Origin of the sequence: Vibrio sp. FF145 (assembly GCF_041439075.1) — a bacterium.
Lineage (GTDB): Bacteria > Pseudomonadota > Gammaproteobacteria > Enterobacterales > Vibrionaceae > Vibrio > Vibrio tasmaniensis_A.
This window is the reverse complement of sequence record NZ_JBGONH010000015.1, coordinates 69,205-84,129: the sequence shown is the minus strand read 5'-3', so window position 1 is coordinate 84,129 and position 14,925 is coordinate 69,205. Positions and strand designations below refer to the sequence as shown.

At 44.0% G+C, this 14,925-nt stretch carries 11 protein-coding genes; 8 read left to right on the top strand and 3 right to left on the bottom strand.

The window, feature by feature from the left end; all coding sequences use genetic code 11:
* Positions 1-132: 132 nt before the first annotated feature.
* Complete coding sequence (locus tag ACED42_RS08090) at positions 133-1,320, bottom strand: hypothetical protein (protein ID WP_371702110.1); 1,188 nt, start codon at positions 1,318-1,320, stop codon at positions 133-135.
* Positions 1,321-1,526: 206 nt separating this feature from the next.
* Entirely contained in the window at positions 1,527-3,557 is a 2,031-nt protein-coding gene (locus ACED42_RS08085; protein ID WP_371702109.1) for a hypothetical protein, read from the bottom strand.
* A 134-nt stretch (positions 3,558-3,691) separates the two neighbouring features.
* Between ACED42_RS08085 and ACED42_RS08080 the strand changes: the two genes are divergently transcribed.
* The 5 genes from ACED42_RS08080 to ACED42_RS08060 are packed head-to-tail and all read left to right on the top strand — an operon-like array spanning position 3,692 to position 9,679.
* Positions 3,692-4,765 (top strand): cytochrome-c peroxidase, encoded by a 1,074-nt coding sequence (locus tag ACED42_RS08080; RefSeq protein WP_017099934.1) that lies wholly within the window; start codon positions 3,692-3,694, stop codon positions 4,763-4,765.
* The gene (locus tag ACED42_RS08075) at positions 4,752-5,918 is read left to right on the top strand and encodes a cytochrome-c peroxidase (protein WP_371702107.1); all 1,167 of its coding nucleotides are present in this window, start codon (positions 4,752-4,754) and stop codon (positions 5,916-5,918) included. Before ACED42_RS08080 ends, ACED42_RS08075 begins: the two co-directional genes overlap by 14 nt.
* On the top strand, positions 5,915-6,499 hold the full coding sequence (locus tag ACED42_RS08070) for an arsenate reductase (azurin) small subunit (RefSeq protein WP_371702105.1): 585 nt from the start codon (positions 5,915-5,917) through the stop codon (positions 6,497-6,499). Before ACED42_RS08075 ends, ACED42_RS08070 begins: the two co-directional genes overlap by 4 nt.
* Positions 6,500-9,226 carry a molybdopterin-dependent oxidoreductase gene (locus ACED42_RS08065; protein WP_371702103.1) on the top strand — a complete coding sequence of 909 codons (2,727 nt, stop codon included), beginning with the start codon at positions 6,500-6,502 and terminating at the stop codon, positions 9,224-9,226.
* Between the two features lie 9 nt (positions 9,227-9,235).
* Positions 9,236-9,679, top strand: coding sequence for a CopD family protein (locus ACED42_RS08060; RefSeq protein WP_004731117.1), 444 nt, complete (start codon positions 9,236-9,238; stop codon positions 9,677-9,679).
* A 197-nt stretch (positions 9,680-9,876) separates the two neighbouring features.
* Here ACED42_RS08060 and ACED42_RS08055 read toward each other — a convergent pair whose 3' ends face one another.
* Positions 9,877-10,332 carry a plastocyanin/azurin family copper-binding protein gene (locus tag ACED42_RS08055; protein WP_029222759.1) on the bottom strand — a complete coding sequence of 152 codons (456 nt, stop codon included), beginning with the start codon at positions 10,330-10,332 and terminating at the stop codon, positions 9,877-9,879.
* Between the two features lie 566 nt (positions 10,333-10,898).
* Between ACED42_RS08055 and nirB the strand changes: the two genes are divergently transcribed.
* The 3 genes from nirB to ACED42_RS08040 all read left to right on the top strand — a co-directional run bounded on the left by nirB (position 10,899) and on the right by ACED42_RS08040 (position 14,787).
* The gene (nirB, locus tag ACED42_RS08050) at positions 10,899-13,457 is read left to right on the top strand and encodes a nitrite reductase large subunit NirB (protein WP_017098594.1); all 2,559 of its coding nucleotides are present in this window, start codon (positions 10,899-10,901) and stop codon (positions 13,455-13,457) included.
* 15 nt (positions 13,458-13,472) lie between these two features.
* Positions 13,473-13,796 carry a nitrite reductase small subunit NirD gene (gene nirD, locus ACED42_RS08045; protein WP_009845418.1) on the top strand — a complete coding sequence of 108 codons (324 nt, stop codon included), beginning with the start codon at positions 13,473-13,475 and terminating at the stop codon, positions 13,794-13,796.
* Between the two features lie 175 nt (positions 13,797-13,971).
* Positions 13,972-14,787, top strand: coding sequence for a formate/nitrite transporter family protein (locus ACED42_RS08040; RefSeq protein ID WP_012600575.1), 816 nt, complete (start codon positions 13,972-13,974; stop codon positions 14,785-14,787).
* Positions 14,788-14,925 lie beyond the last annotated feature (138 nt).

The following is a 14,925-nucleotide window of genomic DNA, read 5'->3' as shown; positions in this document are numbered from 1 at the left end:
ATGCAGCGGATTGCAAATCCGTGGACCTCGGTTCGACTCCGGGAGGCGCCTCCATCATTTAGAAAGCCCGATCAAAATGGTCGGGCTTTTTTACGTCTTTAGGAAAGTGATTTGGCTTTTGAGTGTTGCTAGTTAAAAGGTCCAAAGCTGATCAGTGAACTGTACTTTTTCGATACTGGATAACACGTTCAAGCCGTCACGCGAAACAACGGTATCATTTAGCTGAAATTTACCATTCCCCAGATCATGAATTTGGTATTCACTTTTAGGGCCATGAGCGATCACTGTATTTACCCCCGCGTTTCCGGTTACGCGGTTGTCATGCTGGTTGATCTCAATATTCGCATCATTGTTACCTGATAGCGTTAGTTTAGTCAGATATTGAGAGTGATGAGTATAGGACGTCGCTGGGTCATACTTCATTTTAAATGTTCCGGTGAATGTATCGGCAAGGTATGCATCGTAAGTCAAGGTTGGAGAGAAAATCTGTTCTACTATCGCTTGTGCATCGGGGTCTTCTTTTGAGAAATCGTCGCGGGTTTTAACTTGGTATAACCCCCACATACCTTTGCCGTTGTATGCTCCCCAAAGCCCGTAGTAGCTATCAATTACAGCGGCAAAGTACTCTTGATCAACGCTGACTTCTTCTTGCCACTCTTCTAAAATATCACGGGGTGGCGTGTAAGCATGGTGTAATGCTTGTCTCTGTATCGCGTTAAATTCTTTTTGAAATTCAGGTAATGCGGTTACTGCATCTTCAGGCGCGTTAAAAACTCCGATGCCATAGTCATGAACTAAATGCAGTATTTCCTCATAAGAGGCGTCACGATGCTCTTCATAATCTTGTTGGACATACCATTCACCGCCTTCAACCTGAACCTCTTCTTCGAATAAGGGCTGGCCGGGCAAGTCATCGTTGTATCGTGGCTCATCGTAATAATTCATTAGCTTGAGTATTGCGCCATTGTTAGCCATTGCGTTTGCAATCTCGCGTTTTGAGTCAGTGCTCCCATACTTAGTGCCATCAACAGGAGTTAGATAGTGGTTGAGAACATTGACGGCTTTGACTATTTGATAATCGCTCAGGCGATCCATAATCAAAATATGGATAGACTTTCCGTTCGGGGCATTGACCGCCACATATCGGTTGTAGCCTGCTTGAGAGTATTCAGCGAATTGAGAGGGAACGGCTTCAATCGTGACTCCATGTACAACTGACGGTGCTGCGTTTGCGTGATTGAATAACGATTTACTTTGATTTAAACCACATCCAGTAAGAAAGATAGCTGTCGCTAAGGTAGCTAAAGATAGAGTTTTCATGACACACCTTATTATTCATACGTAGTATCAATATACGGAACTGAAGTGCGTTGTTTAGTGACAGAAGTTGCTGTTAGACAAACCCATACAATACCTTACAAAGCGAGGCTTAATTCGTTGCTACTAACTTTACCGGCTGCGAGTGAAGTAAAAATGAAAGCCTCAAATCAATGGGCTTGATTTTGCTACCAGATTTGAGTTCTTTGTTAGAGGTGATTACTTGTCGTTTCAAGATACGTGAGAGTGGCTTGAAGAGTCGTTGAGGATCGGCGATCGAATTCACTTTCAAGTATTTCATAAACCGTATGTGCTTCAAAGTTCGCCAACTGTGGATAAAGTAACGGCTCTTCCAAAAGCAACCCGATCAGTTTCTTATGGGGACAAATACCATTAAGCGCAAGTTGATTGAGCGCTGCGTGCTGAATGCCGATATACGAATGTTTGATCAATTCTAATAATTGTTGCTCGTCATTGATGTATTTTATTAAGCCGACTCTTAAAGATAAGCAGGGTGATGACATCAGTGACAAACGGTTCTGTTGTATCCAATCATCGCCAAGCCAGTCGAGGATGTCGCCGATATTTTCGGATTGCTCATCTAGCAATAGTTCTAACGTTAGCTGATTAAAGCGTGATGATTGTAGATCGGAAAAGCCTATGTTGTGTCTACATAAGGCATGAATCAAGGCGTAAAATGCCGCTTTGGTTAGATGACTTATTTTGTCGTCAGAGCAAAGGCTGCGCAGCCATGTTTTGTTTGAGCAAAACTCTAGAGCGATCGCTTGATTTTCCAGGCGCTCTATTTTTGCTGATCTTTTCGAGCGCTTCTTTACTGAAGTAGAAGTAGAGGTAGATGCGACGGTAGAGTTAGCGTTAGAGATAGCAGGTGAGTGAGCTTGTTTTAATGCATCAAGTGTTGATGTAATAAGTGCTGGTTGAGCATTAGCATCATTTATTTCCGCGCTAATCATTTCATTAATAGTGGTAGTGTTCGTTGCTGTTCTACTTTTTACTGAAGAATCCACAACTATGATACCTGATGTCGCTAAAGTGAGTTCTTTGAAATAGCTCTGATGGCTAGTTTTTGGGTTTTTCGAAAGGTGTTCAATTAACAGTCGCTTGATAGAGTTACTGCAATCTTCCTGCTGAAGTTGTTGACGAATAAAGGCGACGCTAAGTTGTTCGGAAGTTTCAGTTAATAGGTGGTTTAAGCTGTCGAGTTGTTCTGACTCTTCCAACTTTGAAAACACTTGGTAGAAATGGGGTATAAAACGGGCAAGTTGAAGCTGTTTGTGCTGACTTTCCAAACTGAAAATCAGCAGAAGAAGCGTTGTGGTTGAATAAGCAACATTGGGTTTATCTTGAAGTTGGTCAATGACGTCCAGCTTATCTTTGTTACTCATTAGCCCTGTGAGTGAATTGAGTGACATACCAGATAATAGCAATTCAAAATTAAGGTGCTTTATATCTACTAGGTAATTCCATTTCGCTAATTGATGTACGGAACTCTTTCTTATTGATGGATCTGAATGAGACAGGCCGTTTAAAAATACCTGCAGATATTCACGACAATCCATTTCAGATAGACGCTGAAATGCCACTTTTTGGCAGCTAATATCAGGGTGTTGTGTGGCTTTGTACAAGACTATTTTGTCTTGAGTGTTTCTCAAAAAAATCCGAGTATCAGCGGTGCTTTTGAGTACGTTGTTTTCATTTAGCAGAGTCGGGGAGTGGCACGAAAGTAAAGCAATGAGTTTGCCTTTTAGATCTGGCTCGGGGTCATTCTGAAGTCGGTGTAGTAAACGCAGAGACTGTTCGTGATCTAGTTGGTGTTTGTGATTGTCTAAAATCCGCGCAGCAATCAAGCTGATGTCATCTCCGTCATTCCACCCCCCATCCCAGTAGTCATTTTCGTCGCATACTGCTTCTAATAATACAGGAACAGCGAGTACAGAGTGTTGGTTGTTCTCAATAGCCATTAACGATGCCAATTTAATTTCGCTGTCGTCCCAGTATTGATAGCAGTTGAGGATGGGCTCAATAGGCGCTGCATTATCTAAAGCGAGGCATTCAAGACTAGTGAGAACAAGGTCAGGATTCTGGGACTCTAACCTTTCTATAATCAGATATTTAGTGTTTTGAAAACGGCTTAATATTTGTGCTGCCAATACCTGTTCGGATAGGTTTCCAGTCAAATAGATGTGTTTAACTTTGTGAAGTAATTTATCTAGAGACATTTATTCAAGCACCACTGAATTAACAAGTTTGAATAATAACTCTTATCATTTCTAATTGTATGATCCTAATCATATCTTTAATGTTTCATGTGTTAATAATAGGGGTAGATGATAGTAACCCCGAAGGAATGTCGATGAGCATCGCACTAAAAATCTTGGTAGGAGTGTGTGCCCTTTTCTCTGCAACTCTATACGCCGCTCTGCCCCCTATGAGTATAAATACGGCGAAGGCAGAACTCGGTAAACGACTGTTTTTTGATACGCGCTTGTCCGGGGACGACTCGATATCGTGCTCCAGTTGCCACATTCCGTCTAATGGTTTTTCTTACCCTGAACCGTTGAGCCCTGCCTATACGGGGAGTGATGGATTTCGTAATGCTCCAACACTTATTAATACAGTCTATAAAGAAGTGTGGTTTCACGATGGTCGTATTGGCACCAACCTAAACGATGTGGTGCGGGAGAATATCACTGAAGACTGGCTGATGAATATGGACATGCGTTTGATGCAGGAACGCCTCAAACAAGACCCAATATACGTCGAGATGTTTAAAGCGGCCAATCTTGGAGAACCGTCAAATGGCGGAGTACGCAAAGCTCTGCCTGAATACCTAAAAACATTGATTTCGAAAAACGTCCCTTTTGACAAGGGTGAGCTTAGCGACTTAGCGAGCCAGGGAGAAAAACTGTTCACAGGCAAAGCGGGGTGCAGCCAATGCCATAGTGGCGCGCTGTTTTCGGACGGAAAGGCACACAATACCGGAGTGCCAGAAAATCATGAGATATTTTTAGACCCCATGCGACATCAATCTTTTCTTGCCTACAACATGTTTATGGGGGTGCAAGATTACTTAACGTTAAAGCGCGATGTTGGTGCGCATGTTCAAACTCATAAAGCGGATGGTAGCGATCGCGGTAAGTTCATAACGCCAACGCTGCGAGAGCTCAGTCAAACTGCGCCGTATATGCACAATGGCATGCTTGCCACGCTTGAAGATGTGGTTGAATTTTATAATCAAGGTGGTGGCGAAGACTCAAACAAAGACTCTCGACTCACCACGCTTTCCCTAACGGACTATGAAAAAAAGGCGCTGGTGGCTTTTTTGGAATCGTTATCTGGAGACGCCCTTATAGGCGAAGAATACGAATGGTTAGACTATGACTTCGGCTACGAATACACGGAGGATTGGTCAAATGCTCGTAACTAAACGCTCTGTATTAAAGGCAGCACTCTTTATTCTTATTGGGATGACGGGGCTTCCCAATGTTGTTAATGCAAAGGTACAGCTTGAGCCTCTAGGGGAGGTGCCTGTGCCTGCGGATAATAAACAAACACCAGAAAAAATTGAGTTGGGAAAGATCTTATTTTATGACGGTCGGCTAAGTGGCGATACGACTAGCCCATGTGCTGGTTGCCATATCCAATCTCAGGGCTGGGGTTTTCCTGATGACTTATCCATGGGATATCCGGGTACGGTACATTGGCGTAATAGCCAAACGATTATTAATGCGGCTTATTATGACAAATTTTTCTGGGCGGGCAGCGCTATGTCATTGGAAGCGCAAGCCAAAGATGCTGCGAAGGGCGCGGTCGCGGGTAATGGTGAAGATGACATCATGGAAGCGCGTTTAGCCTTAGTACCTGAGTATGTTGAACGTTTTAAGCGAGTGTTTGGTGATGATACTCCGAAAATACACAACGCTTGGCGCGCTATAGCCGCGTTTGAACGTACGATGATTCAACGTGACACACCAATAGACAACTATTTACTCGGTGACAAAACCGCTTTGTCTGAGTCCCAATTGAAGGGTAAAGCACTGTTTGAGGGCAAAGCGAATTGCATTGCTTGTCACAACGGGGCTTTGGTATCTGACCAAAAATTCTACAACATTGGCGTACCGCCAAGTCCTTGGTGGAATGATGATGGATTAGCGCAGATAACATTTAGATTTGAGCTTTATTCTAAAGGCGTCACCGAAGAGATGTACCGCACCACAAAGGCCGACCCCGGTGCTTACTTTCGAGCTAAACGTAAAGACATGTTAGGTAAGTTTCGCACGCCAAGCCTACGTTATACAAAATACACTGCGCCCTACATGCACAATGGCACTATTCCAACTTTAGAAGCGGTGATTGATTTCTACGACCGAGGTGGTGTGGCGGATGACGGACGTACTACTGGTTACCCTAAAACCAAATCTGCTTTGATCCAACCTCTCGGTTTAACGGAGCAAGATAAAAAAAACTTACTGAGTTTTATCGAAGCATTTTCAGGTGAACAGATTTTTATTGAAGAGCCGACAATTCCAGAATACCAACCGTTATTTACTAAAGAAGAACTTGCTGGAGCAGAAAAATGATCGCCAACTCAGAGCAAAATTCGAGTACACGACACAACAAATGCATGATGTCACGACGTGATTTTTTACTCTATTCCGGCGCGGCGACTGCCGTCTCTATGGTTCCTCTTACCTTATTTGCAGGAACGGATTCTGAAACTCAGGTTGAAGGTCGTATTGTTGGTTACCCGCGTAAGAAAATCGCAAAGTTAAGTCAACTCAGTAACCACATTCCGGTTCACTTTCAATATCCAGATGAAGGAAAAAACTCGATTGCGATGCTGGTTAAATCCGACATCGAATGTGGCGGTGGGATAGGGTTACAGCGAGATATTGTGGCGTACTCGATGACGTGTACTCATCAAGGTGGGCCTTTAACCGGTGCTTATAAAGCAACAGGGGAGCATCGCATTGTCGGGCAGTGTCCATTCCACCTGTCTACATTTGATTTACGACGTCATGGCATTATGGTTTCTGGTCAAGCCTTTGAGAGCTTACCTCAAGTACTGCTGGAGCTAGAAGGTGATGATATCTATGCGGTCGGGGTTATGGGATTGATCTTTGGTCGCATGGAAAACCTGATCGATGTGGAGGTAATCTAGATGACTCAATCTCCTGCAAACAATCAATTTAATCAAAACCATTCATACCTTCAACCGAGCAGTACTTTATTGCCGCCTGCTGGTGCGGAAGTCATCACAACAGCATGTGACTATTGTATTGTTGCGTGTGGTTACAAAGTCTATCGTTGGCCTGTGAGTAGCCCTTCAGGAGGGCCTGCTGCAAGTGAAAATGCATTTGGTGTCGATTTCCCGGTTCATGCTCTGCAAGCTTGGGTTTCGCCACAGCAACATAATATTATTTCGCATAATGGCAAACCACACCATGTGGTGGTGGTAGCGGATAAAGATATCCAGGTCGTCAATAAAGGCGGTGATTCTTCGGTTCGTGGTGGACTGCTCGCAAGAAAGCTCTATAACCCAGAAACACCAACCAAAGATCGATTGAAGCAACCGCTTGTTCGAATTAATGGACAGTTGCAACCAGTTGAGTGGGATTTCGCATTGGATATAGCAGCCCAAGTCGGCCGTCATGTGATTGATATGCACGGTTCAAACAGTTACTGCGTGAAAACCTATTCCTATCAGTATATTGAAAACACCTATGCGATAACAAAGTATGCATTGCGTCATGTCAATACCGCGAACTTTTCGTTTCATGACACGCCGTCAGATGTCACCGCAACCCCAGGGTTTCGAGATGCGGGTTTTGATAATTTCGCTCCCAGTTATGATGATTGGGGCGCGGCAGACACCTTAATGATCTGTGGGACGGACCCGTATGAGACAAAAACCATCATCTTTACCCAATTCATTATGCCTGCGGTTCATCGTGGGATGAAAACCGTGATTTTGAACCCTCGTGAAACCGCTGGAATAGCGTGGCTCAAAGCTCAAGGTGGATTGCACCTCGATATTAATCCCGGTAGCGATAATCTTGTGATTGGTGCAATTGCTCGAGTGATCTTAGAGCAAGGCTGGCAAGACAATGAGTGGATTGAAAATTGGGTCAATAATAAATGGGAATCGAGCTCAGGTTTTGGTCAGGGTACTCGTAATACGCCATGGCAATGGAGAACCACTTGGGGCAAATTCCAAACGAATGGCTTTGATGATTATAAGCAATGGAATTTGGAGCAGAAAGAGTACGCACCTGAGTATGCCGCATCGATCGCGGGTATTGATGTCGAGAAGATCCACAAAGCCGCTGAGATGTTGGCAATGCCAGTAAACGGTCAAAGAGTTAAAGCATCAATTGGTATAGAGAAGGGCTTTTATTGGTCGAACAATACCGGAAATACCAACGCCATCGCCTCCCTTGCAACGATCATCGGTACTGGTGGCCGAGAAGGGCGTGTGATAGGTCGATTTGGTGGGCATCAACGCGGTGGGTTAGCGGGTGGGAAACTTCCAAGAAACAAGTCACCTGAAAAAGTCGCAGGCAGACGCAGACGCTCAATAGACACCGATAGATATCTCTATTCCGGACATACTCGTATGGCACATGTTATTGGTACAACATGGATTCAAGCTATGTGTGGCAGCTATGGGTTGAAAGAGAAATTCACTGACTTAACGACACGTAACCCTCACCAAGCGACGCGACGTGATAAACAGCACATTATAGATACACTCAAAAAGCGTGCAGATTCCGGTGGAATGGTCGTCATCAATCAAGATATTTATTTACGTGATCCTATTGGTAAACAATTCGCTGATATCATCTTTCCGGCCGCGACTTGGGGGGAAGAGGATTTCATGCGCGCTAATGGTGAGCGTCGTCTACGCCTTTACCAAAAGTTCGCTGATGCGCCGGGTCAGGCTAAGCCAGACTGGTGGATTGTTGCTCAAATGGCTTCGCGAATGGGGTACGACGGGTTTGATTGGCAAAACTCGAATGACGTAGCCGAAGAGTCATCACGATTTAGCCGTGGTAGCCGTAAAGATTTCAATATGATCAAAGTTGCAGCACATGCTGAAGGGAAAACTCTTCATCAAAAGCTCGCTGAATTTGGTACTGAAGGGATTCAAGGGCCTGTTTTTTATAACTATGATACCAAAAAGCTGATTGGCACTAAGCGCTTGCATGACACTGAAATGAGTTGGGATGATTTGGTCGACAAAGGGCTACAGGATGGGCCTCAAGGCGCCAATATTATGCGTAAACAGCTCACTCAATTTAATAGTCAGACGGGGAAGGTCAATCTTCAAAAACATCCTTGGGATCTGTTTAGTGATTTCCATGCTTGGCTTACTCCCCAAAAGGACGAGTTGTGGTTCTCGAATGGTCGTATTAACGAAATTTGGCAGTCAGGGTTTGATGATATCGAGCGCAGGCCTTACATCACTCATCGCTGGCCTGAAAACTGGATTGAAGTTCACCCAGAAGATGCGGAAAAGCGGGGCATAGAAGCCGGAGATGAAGTGCTTGTGTACTCGGAGCGGGTGGCCAATTTTAAAGATACGATTCTGGGTATCGAGTCGGACGATTTTCAGTTTAGTAACCTAATGAAAAATGGTCACATTCAACTGGATTACGCGGAGATTAAAGCCGTTGTGATTGTCACCTCAGCCACGAAAAAAGGTGTGTTGTATTGCAATATGATGGACATGAAGAACCCAGCGAATGCTTTAACTACAAGGGTAGTTGACCAAATCAGTGGTAACTACAACTACAAAATGGGCGTCGCCAAAATAAAGAAAATTGGCGAATCAAAATATAAGCGTGAGTTTGAAGGGTTCTCCTTTGCACCACGTAACATTGTGTAAGGGAAGTTTATGTTTGGCGTATTATTGGTTTTGCATGTCTTGGCTGCCACCATTTGGACGGGAGGGCACATTATTCTCAGCGTCGTTATCCTTCCTAAAGTCTTGAAACACCGTTCTCCAGAAATGTTATTGGAATTCGAGCAAGGGTACGAAAAGGTGGGAATGCCTGCTTTGGTAGTTCAAGTGGTGACCGGGTTGATGCTCGCTTATCACATGTTGCCGGACGTTAGCTTATGGTTTGATATGTCGATTCCATTGGCTCATGGCATTGCCGCTAAATTGACGTTGCTGTCTCTGACGGTATTGCTAGCCCTAGACGCACGCTTTCGTGTGATTCCAAAACTATCGAAGGACAACTTGGTTGATATGGCGCTGCACATTGTGCCGGTGACCATTATTTCAATTTTGTTTGTGGTTGTCGGAGTGTCATTTAGAACGGGTTGGCTAGTTTGATCTGTTTTTACGTTTAGTGCGGAATATTTGACAATGTCTAAGTTAGATAAGTTAGATAAGTTAGATAAGTTAGATAAGTAACAAGAAACAGCGCCAATTCGGCGCTGTTTCTTGTTACTGACCCCTTAGCCTGTCTTCAGGCTGGCATTCCTATCACACATCAACAGAGAGTTGATGCTTCAAGACAGGGACAAAGGTTATTTAATTTTTTGCTCTGCTTGATCGAGCAAGCCTTGCATCTTTTTCTGAGCTCTGCGACTCACACGTTTTTTGGCCGCGGTGCGAGCTTCTTCTAAGTTAACACTTGGATCACCAACAACCACGAGCGCCACCATTCCGTGTCTGTGGTGCACTTTACATTTGATTCCGTACACTCCGGGCTTATCAAAAGTGACTTCCTGAGCGTTTGACCCGGATATCATAAGAGGTTTAGCTCCGTCAGGAAGCATCCCTTGAATGCTATGAGCAGTATGAGAGCCAACGGTTCCTTTAAAAAGCACCTTGTCACCAGGTTCGATTTCTACGTAATCAGGAATGAATTGATACATCTTGTCGATGTTTTCAGAATTCATGTCCATCACTTGTTTGATGACCTTTGTTTCAGCAAACGCAGGGGCTGCAATAATAGATAGGATTAGTAAAATTAGGCGCATCGTATTCACTCTATTAAATAAGAATTATTTTCAACAATGCTAATTTATTCAGGGTTTGGTTGGAAGTTGATTTTTACATCACACATGTGAATCAAAAGGGTTCTTGTGTTAGATCAAGCAAACAAACCGATGACCCAAGCTATAAACTGAATTCATCACGACATTAAAGGGCGAACAGCTTTGTTTACATTCCGAATAGGTAGGAGTGGTTTTCACAATTACACATAGTTTTTCACGCAAACGGTGTTCTACATGTATTTATAGGCTTCTATATATATTTATAAGAACCTAAATGAAAATGATTGTCATTTACTTACGTTGTTGGTAACCTATTGTGAAACTTTACAACATTCCTCTTAATGCACTGAAGTGTATATAAAACCCCGCTAAACCCTATGTAAATTATGGTTATTCGTTTGCTTTGCTTGTTAATTAAGCATATCTACCTCTTTTGTTCTACCCCTTTAGGGTAGTTTGTTTTCGTAATTGATTTACATCATATTTTCATTTTCTTTCATAATTCATTATTCGCTCAGTTAAGAAATATATAACCTTCAGGAATTCTTATGAGCAAGATGAAGCTAGTCGTAATCGGTAACGGGATGGTCGGTCATCGCTATATCGAAGATTTAGTCGAGAAGACAGATGTTGCAAACATGGACATCACGGTGTTCTGTGAAGAACCACGTGTTGCGTATGACCGTGTGCACCTTTCTTCTTACTTTTCACACCATACTGCAGATGAACTTTCTTTGGTAAAAGAAGGCTTCTACGAGAAACACGGCATCAACATGCTGATCGGTGAACGTGCTATCAACGTTAACCGTGAAAAGAAAACAGTTTACTCAAGCACTGGTCGTGAAATTCAATACGACAAACTTGTTCTTGCGACTGGTTCTTTCCCGTTTGTACCGCCAATTAAAGGCCACGAAGGTAAAGACTGTTTTGTTTACCGTACTATCGAAGACTTAAAAGCTATCGAAGCGACGGCAAAGAACTCAAAGTCTGGTGTTGTTGTTGGTGGTGGTCTACTTGGTCTTGAAGCGGCTGGTGCACTAAAGGCATTAGGTGTGACGACTCACGTTGTAGAGTTTGCTCCCAAGCTTATGGCAGAGCAGCTTGATCTTGCTGGTGGTAATCAACTTCGTCAAAAAATCGAACGTATGGGCGTAAACGTTCATACAAGTAAGAACACGCTTGAAATTGCTCCTGAAGGCACTGAAGCTCGTAACGTAATGCGTTTTGCAGACGGTACAGAGCTAGAAACTGATTTCATCGTATTCTCTGCTGGTATTCGCCCACAAGACAAACTTGCTCGTCAAATGGGCCTAGGTATTGCGCCTCGCGGTGGTATCGAGATTAACGATCACTGTCAAACGACAGACAAAGATATCTACGCTATCGGTGAGTGTGCATCTTGGAACCAAACGTTCTACGGTCTAGTGGCTCCTGGTTACAAAATGGCGACCGTTGCGGTTGACCACGTTGTTGGTAACGAAAGCACATTTGAAGGTGCAGACATGTCTGCGAAGCTTAAGCTTCTTGGCGTGAAAGTAGGTTCTATCGGTGATGCTAACGGCCGCACTCCAGGTTGTAAGAGCTACGTTTACCAAAACGAAGAACAAGAAATTTACAAGCGACTAATCGTTTCTGAAGACAACAAGAAGCTGCTTGGTGCGGTAATGGTCGGTGATACGTCTGACTATGGTGATCTTCTTCAGCTAATGCTGAATGAAATCGACCTGCCAGAGCATCCAGATGCATTGATTCTTCCTGCTCACGCGGGTGCTGAAAAGCCAACACTTGGCGCGGATTCTTTACCAGAAACTGCCGTTATCTGTTCTTGTTTCGATGTAACTAAAGGCAAGATTGCACAAGCCGTTGCTGAAGGTCACCATACAATTGGTGATATCAAAGCAGTAACTGGTGCTGGTACTGGCTGTGGTGGTTGTATTCCACTTGTGACTTCAGTACTGAACGCTGAACTTGCTAAAGCCGGTGTTGAAGTGAAGAACGACGTATGTGAGCACTTTGCTTACTCTCGCCAAGAGCTTTTCCACTTGATTCGTATCGAAGAAATCAAAACATTCGATGAGTTACTAGAGAAATACGGTAAAGGCTACGGCTGTGAAGTATGTAAGCCTCTAGCGGGTTCTATTCTTGCTTCTTGCTGGGGTGAGCACATCCTTAAGCCTGAGCTAGTGAAACTGCATGATACCAACGATAACTTCCTAGGTAACATCCAAAAAGACGGTACTTACTCTGTTATCCCTCGTATGGCAGGTGGTGAAGTAACGCCTCAAGCACTAAGCGTTCTTGCTGATGTAGCGGCTGAATACAACCTGTACACCAAGATCACAGGTGCACAGCGTATCGGTCTATTCGGTGCTCAAAAAGATGACTTACCAGCAATCTGGAAGAAGTTAGTTGCTGCGGGCTACGAAACAGGTCAAGCGTACGCGAAGGCGCTACGTATGGCTAAGACATGTGTCGGTTCAACTTGGTGTCGTTACGGCGTTCAAGATTCAGTTGGCCTAGGTGTGATGATCGAGAACCGTTACAAAGGCATCCGTACTCCTCATAAGATGAAGTTTGGTGTGTCTGGCTGTACTCGTGAGTGTGCTGAAGCTCAAGGTAAAGACTTAGGTATTATCGCGACTGACGCAGGTTGGAACATGTACGTATGTGGTAACGGTGGTATGAAGCCTCGTCACGCAGACTTACTTGCAAGCGACCTAGACCAAGAAACGCTGATCAAATACATCGACCGTTTCATGATGTTCTACATCCGCACGGCTGCGCCACTACAACGTACTTCGGTATGGATGGACAACCTAGAGGGTGGTGTTGACTACCTACGTGAAGTGATTGTCGACAACAAGCTTGGCATCAATGACCAACTTGAAGCGGACGTAGCTGGCCTTGTGGGTAACTTTGCTTGTGAGTGGACTGACACTATCAACGACGAAGCTCAACTTAAGCGCTTCTCACACTTCATCAATGCTGACGACCGTGATGAAAACGTTGTGTTTGTTGACGATGGCCGAGAACAACACCGCCCAGCAACATTCACAGAAAAACACCCAGAAGCGAAGGGCGATATCCTTCACGTTGAACTGGTTTAATTGGGAGACGACATCATGGCATTTACCAAAGTTTGTAAGATCGAAGACATTATTCCAGGTACCGGTGTTTGTGCGTTGGTTGGTGGTGAGCAAGTTGCTATTTTCCGCCCAACTAAAGCCGAAGAAGTGTTCGCTATTAGTAACACTGACCCGTTTTTTCAATCAAACGTTTTATCTCGCGGTTTAACGGTTGAGCACAAAGGTGAGCTTTGGGTGGCAAGCCCACTTAAGAAGCAACGCTTTAACCTAGCAACAGGTGTGTGCATGGAAGACGAGAGCTTCAGTGTAAAAGCGTATAAAGCTCGCGTTACTAAAGGTGCTGTAGAAGTTTCAGCATAGTTAGTTCGAAACCATAGCTAGTGCGAAACCATAGCTAGTTCGAAACTTCGACACAGTTACTTAGCAAGATTTGATAGATCAAGGGTTCTAGTTATCGACATTGCCTTAATTCGGCAACTAGAACCTTTTCCTATCCGATTTCAACTTTTAATTTTAACTTTTTAAGGACAATCTTATGTCTACTGATTTTAAACCAGCAGAATTCGTTCAAACAATGATCGATGTAGGTGAAGCGAAAACGAAAACAAGTACTCGTGATCTACTGATTCGAAGCACAATGGCAGGCATCATTCTTTCTCTTGCTGTTGTAGTGGCAATCACGACTATCGTGCAAACAGGCATTGGTATTGTTGGCGCTCTTGTGTTCCCTGTGGGCTTCGTCATTCTAAGTGTAATGGGCTATGACCTAGTAACCGGTGTATTTGGCCTTGCTCCTTTAGCGAAATTTGATAACCGTCCAGGTATTACTTGGGGTCGTATTTTACGTTGTTGGGGTCTTGTTGGTCTTGGTAACCTTATCGGTTCTTTAATTGTTGCAGTGTTAGTGGCAATTTCACTTACAGGTAACTTCTCTTTAGAACCAAACGCAGTTGCTCAAAAGTTCATTGCTGTTTCTACAGGTCGTAGCCTAGGGTTTGAAAACATGGGCATGGACGGCTGGATCACATGTTTCGTGCGCGGCATCTTCTGTAACCTAATGGTTTGTCTAGGTGTGATTGGTAACATGACTGCACGTACAGTTGCTGGTCGTGTAGCAATGATGTGGTTCCCGATCTTCATCTTCTTCGCACTTGTATTTGAGCACACAGTTGTAAACATGTTCCTATTCCCACTGGGTATGATTCTTGGCGCTGACTTCGGTATCGCGACATGGTTGAACTTCAACCTTATCCCAACAATCTTAGGTAACATCGTTGGTGGCCTACTGTTAACGTGTGTTCCTCTATACCTGACTCATGCTAAAACAGCTCCTTCTCTAGGCGCGAAGTAATACGGTAAACGTAAGTTAGTATGAGATTGAAAGCCCCAACAACGTGTTTGGGGCTTTTTTAGTTGGAAAGCTGTCAGTGTATTCTCGGGCAGACAACATCTTAGTTATCATAGATGCGTTGTTTGCTATTGAGCAAAA

Bases quoted from the DNA above. Each gene is read 5' to 3' on its own strand.
- ACED42_RS08090 (WP_371702110.1), bottom strand. From the start codon at position 1,320: ATGAAAACTCTATCTTTAGCTACCTTAGCGACAGCTATCTTTCTTACT.
- ACED42_RS08085 (WP_371702109.1), bottom strand. From the start codon at position 3,557: ATGTCTCTAGATAAATTACTTCACAAAGTTAAACACATCTATTTGACT.
- ACED42_RS08080 (WP_017099934.1), top strand. From the start codon at position 3,692: ATGAGCATCGCACTAAAAATCTTGGTAGGAGTGTGTGCCCTTTTCTCT.
- ACED42_RS08075 (WP_371702107.1), top strand. From the start codon at position 4,752: ATGCTCGTAACTAAACGCTCTGTATTAAAGGCAGCACTCTTTATTCTT.
- ACED42_RS08070 (WP_371702105.1), top strand. From the start codon at position 5,915: ATGATCGCCAACTCAGAGCAAAATTCGAGTACACGACACAACAAATGC.
- ACED42_RS08065 (WP_371702103.1), top strand. From the start codon at position 6,500: ATGACTCAATCTCCTGCAAACAATCAATTTAATCAAAACCATTCATAC.
- ACED42_RS08060 (WP_004731117.1), top strand. From the start codon at position 9,236: ATGTTTGGCGTATTATTGGTTTTGCATGTCTTGGCTGCCACCATTTGG.
- ACED42_RS08055 (WP_029222759.1), bottom strand. From the start codon at position 10,332: ATGCGCCTAATTTTACTAATCCTATCTATTATTGCAGCCCCTGCGTTT.
- nirB (WP_017098594.1), top strand. From the start codon at position 10,899: ATGAGCAAGATGAAGCTAGTCGTAATCGGTAACGGGATGGTCGGTCAT.
- nirD (WP_009845418.1), top strand. From the start codon at position 13,473: ATGGCATTTACCAAAGTTTGTAAGATCGAAGACATTATTCCAGGTACC.
- ACED42_RS08040 (WP_012600575.1), top strand. From the start codon at position 13,972: ATGTCTACTGATTTTAAACCAGCAGAATTCGTTCAAACAATGATCGAT.